The sequence below is a fragment of the Streptomyces sp. NPDC037401 genome (assembly GCF_055602345.1).
Window position 1 is genome coordinate 23410 of record NZ_JBVJWO010000014.1, and the last position, 4661, is coordinate 28070.

The 4661-nt window shown below is 77.2% G+C and carries 4 protein-coding genes; 1 reads left to right on the forward strand and 3 read right to left on the reverse strand.

The genetic code is table 11. The annotated features are described in order from the left end of the window. Window positions 1–113: 113 nt before the first annotated feature. The 3 genes from ACZ7H1_RS16765 to ACZ7H1_RS16775 form a co-directional block, all read right to left on the reverse strand. Window positions 114–1415 carry an NAD(P)/FAD-dependent oxidoreductase gene (locus ACZ7H1_RS16765; RefSeq protein ID WP_470787369.1) on the reverse strand — a complete coding sequence of 434 codons (1302 nt, stop codon included), beginning with the start codon at window positions 1413–1415 and terminating at the stop codon, window positions 114–116. Window positions 1416–1598: 183 nt separating this feature from the next. After that, window positions 1599–2501: a TIGR01777 family oxidoreductase gene (locus ACZ7H1_RS16770; protein ID WP_470787371.1), complete on the reverse strand. Its 903-nt coding sequence runs from the start codon at window positions 2499–2501 to the stop codon at window positions 1599–1601. A gap of 64 nt (window positions 2502–2565) precedes the next feature. Continuing rightward, complete coding sequence (locus ACZ7H1_RS16775; protein WP_470787621.1) at window positions 2566–3228, reverse strand: VIT1/CCC1 transporter family protein; 663 nt, start codon at window positions 3226–3228, stop codon at window positions 2566–2568. Between the two features lie 172 nt (window positions 3229–3400). Here ACZ7H1_RS16775 and ACZ7H1_RS16780 point away from each other — a divergent pair, with 172 nt between their 5' ends. Beyond that, the gene (locus ACZ7H1_RS16780; RefSeq protein ID WP_470787372.1) at window positions 3401–4549 is read left to right on the forward strand and encodes a PP2C family protein-serine/threonine phosphatase; all 1149 of its coding nucleotides are present in this window, start codon (window positions 3401–3403) and stop codon (window positions 4547–4549) included. The last annotated feature ends 112 nt before the right edge of the window (window positions 4550–4661 follow it).

The window sequence follows — 4661 nt, forward strand, 5'->3', positions numbered from 1 at the left end:
CTCGCAAGACTCCAACCCTGGGAGGGACCCCGCTGGGAAGGCGTCTGCGGGACGCCCTGCCCCCACCTGCTCCCCCTCTCTCCCGTACCCGGGCGCTCCCCGCGGCGGCCCGGTCAGGCCGCCGCGGGCAGGGCGAGCGGGGACCGGGCGGCCGGGACGCCGAAGTCGCCCAGGACGGCCCTGGAGGCCCGGCGGGCCGAGTACAGGGCGCCCTGGACGGTGTTCGTGTCCCGGTGGTCCCCGCACACGTAGAGGCCCGCGAGCAGCCGCACCGGGCGCCGCAGGTCGTGCGGCGGCGGCATGGCCGGCACGGCCTCCGGGGTGTGGTGCACGGCCAGCAGCTCCCAGTCGCCGGTGGGCGTGCCGTACAGGGCCGCGAGGTGGTCGAGCACCGCGCGGCCGGGCGGCGGCGGCCCCAGTACGGTCGACGTGATCAGGACCTTCCCGCGCGGCGCCCGGGTGGGGTCGACCGCGCTCATGACGGCGGTGTGCGCCACGGGCCCGCGCCGGTCGGCGTCGAGCAGGAGCGCCGGCTCCACGGCGGGCGCCGCCGGGGCGGTGTGGTGGAGCACGGTCACCGGGTGGAAGTCCGGTACGCGCAGCCCCGGGAGCAGCTCGGCCGCGGCCCGGGCGCCGGTGGCCAGCAGGACGGCCCGGCACCGGAACTCGCCGTGCTCCTCGGTGGTCACCAGGCTCGTGGACACCGACCGCACCCGGACCCCGGTGTGCAGGGTCCCCGGCGGGAGCCCGTCGGCGAGCAGGGCGGGCAGGGCGCCCGCGCCGCCCTCGGGCACGGCCGGCCGGCCCAGGGCGAGGGCCCGCAGGGCGAGGTCCGCGCACCGCCGGGAGGTGGTGAGCTCCGGGTCGCAGAGCAGGGCGGCCAGCAGCGGGCGCAGCAGGCCGTTGAAGGTGCGCGGCAGGGCGGCCGCCGCGGTCCGGTCGGGCCGGGCGAGCAGCCGGTCCAGCGGGGTCGCGGCGAGCCGGGCCAGCGAGGCGCTGAGGCGGGCCTGTTCCAGCGAGCGGGTGGCCAGGGCCCGGGCGGCCTTGCGGGCGCCGCCGGGGCCGACCCGTCCGCGGGCGCCTCCCGGGGCCTCCGGCCGCGGGTACCCCCTCGGCGGTACGCCCAGGCGGCGGCCCTCGCTCTGTACGAGCGCCCCGGGCTCGAAGGTCCGCAGCCGCAGGTCCGCGAGGGCGGGGGTGCGGGCGAGCTCAGGGTATGAGGTGTTGAGGAGCTGGCCGATCCGGTCGAGCAGGAAGCCGTCGACCCGGTCGGTCGCCATCCGGCCGCCCGGTCCGGGGGCCGACTCCAGGACCGTGACGGTGATTCCTGCATTGATGAGGTGATGTGCCGCCGACAGTCCCGAGACTCCGGCTCCGACTATGACCACGTCCGCGTGGTGTGCGCTGCTGAGCACGTGCCCCTCCCCGAGGTCGGCGCGGCTTGTGGGGATCGTTCTTCCCCCAACGGGCCCCGGGGATACCCCCGTTCGGCCGCCGAATGGGCGCAAGTCCGGTCGCATACGGTCGCACGCCGGTCGCACAACGGTCGCTTTCGGTCTGCCCGGTGGTTCCGCGGGGCCTCGCGCACACCGGCCGGGTCAGCGCCTCCCGGCCGCCAGAGCAGCCCGGATGGCGTCGTCGATCTCCGGGAAGGCGAAGCGGAAACCCGACTCCTGGAGCTTGCGCGGCAACGCGCGCTGACTGCCCAGCACATCCTGGGACAGCTCGCCCAGCACCAGCCGGAGCGCGAACTCCGGTACCGCGAGGACCGTCGGCCGGCGCAGCACCCGGCCCATCGCCGCCGTGATCTCACGGTTGGTCAGCGGCTGGGGGGCCGTCATGTTCACGGGTCCCGACACCGAGCGGTTCTCCAGCAGGTGCCGGATCGCGGAGATCTCGTCGTAGAGGGAGATGAAGCTCCAGTACTGCCGGCCGTTGCCCAGCCGCCCGCCGAGGCCCGCGCGGAACAGCGGGAACATCCGCTGCCAGGCACCGCCTTCGCCGGAGACCACCAGGCCGTTGCGCGCGAGCACGGTCCGCACCCCGGCCTCCGCGGCCGGGCCGGTCGCCGCCTCCCAGTCCACGCACACCTGCGGCAGGAAGCCCTGCCCGGCGGGCGCGTGCTCGTCCACGGCCCGGTCGCCCGTGTCGCCGTAGTAGCCCACGGCCGAGGCGCTGATCAGGACCTCGGGCGGCTCGTCCAGCGCCGCGACTGCCTGCGCCAGCGTCCGGGTGCCGAGCACCCGGCTGTCGCGGATCTCCTTCTTGTACGCGTCGGTCCACCGGTGGTCCCCGATGCCGGCCCCCGCGAGGTGGACCACGCCCGTGCAGCCCGCGAGCCCGGCCGGGTCCACGTGGCCGCGCTTCGGGTCCCACAGCGCCTCGTCGGGCGCGGCGGGCGGCCGGCGCACCAGCCGCACCACCTCGTGCCCGTCCGTGTGCAGGGAGCGTACGAGTGCCTTGCCGATGAGACCGGACGAGCCGGTGACCGCGATCCGCATGCCCCCATCCTGCCCGCAGCAGCGTTTCCCCGGCGGTATCGCGGCCCGATCGCACGGGCAGGGCTCAGGCCCCGATCCAGTGGCCCACCAGATAGGTCACGGCCATGGCCAGCGCCCCGCCCGCCATGTTCCGCAGCACCGCCCGCGGCCGCGGGGCGTCGCCCAGCCAGGCACTGACCATGCCGCACAGCGCCAGCGCGGCCAGCACGGCGGCCACGGTCACCGGCACCCGCAGCTCCGGCGGCGGCAGCAGGATCGCGAGGAGCGGCAGCAGCGCCCCGGCGGTGAACGCCACGAAACTGGCGAAGGCGGCGTGCCACGGCTCGGCCAGCTCGTCCGGCTCGATGCCCAGCTCCACCCGGGCGTGGGCGCGCAGCGCGTCCCGCTCGGTGAGCTGCACGGCCGCCTCGCGCGCCACCTCCCGGCTCAGCCCGCGCTCCGCCAGCAGGTCGGTCAGCTCGTCCAGCTCGGCCTCCGGCTCCGCGGCGAGCTCGCGGCGCTCGGTCTCCAGCGCCGCCTTCTCGGAGTCGCGCTGGGAGCTGACGGACACGTACTCCCCGGCCGCCATCGAGAGCGAGCCCGCCAGCAGCCCGGCCACCCCGGCGGCGAGCAGCGCCGACCGCGACGTGGTGGCACCCGCGACACCCACCACGAGGCCCGCCGTCGACGTGATGCCGTCGTTCGCACCGAGCACGCCCGCCCGCAGCCAGTTGAGCCGGGTGCTCATCCTGGCGCTCGCGCTGGTCTCCGTCACGGGACCACTCTCGGGCCCGCGCCCGTCCGGGGCCACCCGGAGTGCGGGCCCGGGCGTGCCGTACGAGGGTGAGAGGGTGAGGGCGCGGCGTGCGGATGCGGAGCCGGGCTGGCTGCGCGGGGCGCCGCCACCGCGGTGGGCACGGGTGGCTCCCGCGGCCGCCCTGGTGCTGCTCTCGGTCGCCCAGCTGGCCACCCCCGACACCGTCGAACTGGGCTTCTTCCTGGCCGCGCTGCCGCCCGTCGCGGCCTTCTCCTACGGGGCGGTGGGCACGGCCGTCTTCGCCGTGGTGGTCCTGGTGCTGCTGGGCGCGCCGGGCCTGGGCGTGGGCCAGGCACGGGCCGTCGACCTGGTCAACGTGGCCCTGGTCGGCCTGCTCGGCGTGGTGATCGCCTGGGTCCGCAAGCGCCGGGACGCCCAGCTGGTCAGTGTCCGCACGGTCGCGGAGGCCGCGCAGCTGGCAGTGCTGCCGCCGCTGCCGGAACGGGTGGGTCCGGTGGTGTGCTCCGGGCTGTACCGGGCGGCGCAGCGGGGCACGCTGGTCGGCGGCGACCTGTACGACGTACGGCAGGGCCCCTACGGCGTGCGCGCGGTGGTCGCGGACGTCCAGGGGCACGGGCTCGCCGCGGTCGGCACGGTGGTCTCGCTGCTCGGCGCCTTCCGCGAGGCGGTCCTCGACGACGCGGACCTGGAGGCCGTGGCCGCGCGGCTGGACCGGCGGCTGACGGCCGACGCGGCGGAGGCGGCGCGGGGGGCGAAGGCGGCCCGCACCGCGGGTGCCGCCGCCGGAGCGGGAACCGCGGCCGCAGCGGACGCCGAGCACGAGGAGCCCGCGGAACTCTTCGCGACGGCGGTGCTGCTGGAGTTCCCGCCGGGACTGCCGCTGGTACGGGTGCTCTCCTGCGGGCACCCGCCGGTGGTGCTGCTGCGCACGGGCGGGCCCCCGGGAGCGGCCGGGGTGACGGAGGTGCTCGCCGAGCCGGGGCTCCCGCTGGGGCTCGGGCTGACGGAGACGGTCGTGCCGGCCGTGGTGTCCGTACCGCTGGAGCCGGGGGACCGGCTGCTGGTGCACACGGACGGGATCACCGAGGCCCGCGACGCCGCCGGCACGTTCTATCCGCTGCTGGACCGGCTGCCGGAGCTGCTGGCCGGCGCGGCGGACCGGCAGGGACTGGTGGACGCGGTGTGGCAGGACGTGGCGCGGTTCACGGACGGGCCCGACGACGACGTGGCCCTCCTGGTCCTGTGCCGCGAGTCCCGGGACCCCCGTGAGCCCCGGGACCCCCGCGCGTGAGGTCCGCGGCGGGGGGGGGGGGGGGGGGGGGGGGGGGGGGAGGGGGAGGGGGGGGGGGGGGGGGGGGGGGGGGGGGGGGGGGGGGGGGAGGGGGATTCTTTTTGCGCTTGGT

Bases quoted from the DNA above. Each gene is read 5' to 3' on its own strand.
- ACZ7H1_RS16770 (WP_470787371.1), bottom strand. From the start codon at position 2,501: ATGCGGATCGCGGTCACCGGCTCGTCCGGTCTCATCGGCAAGGCACTC.
- ACZ7H1_RS16775 (WP_470787621.1), bottom strand. From the start codon at position 3,228: ATGAGCACCCGGCTCAACTGGCTGCGGGCGGGCGTGCTCGGTGCGAAC.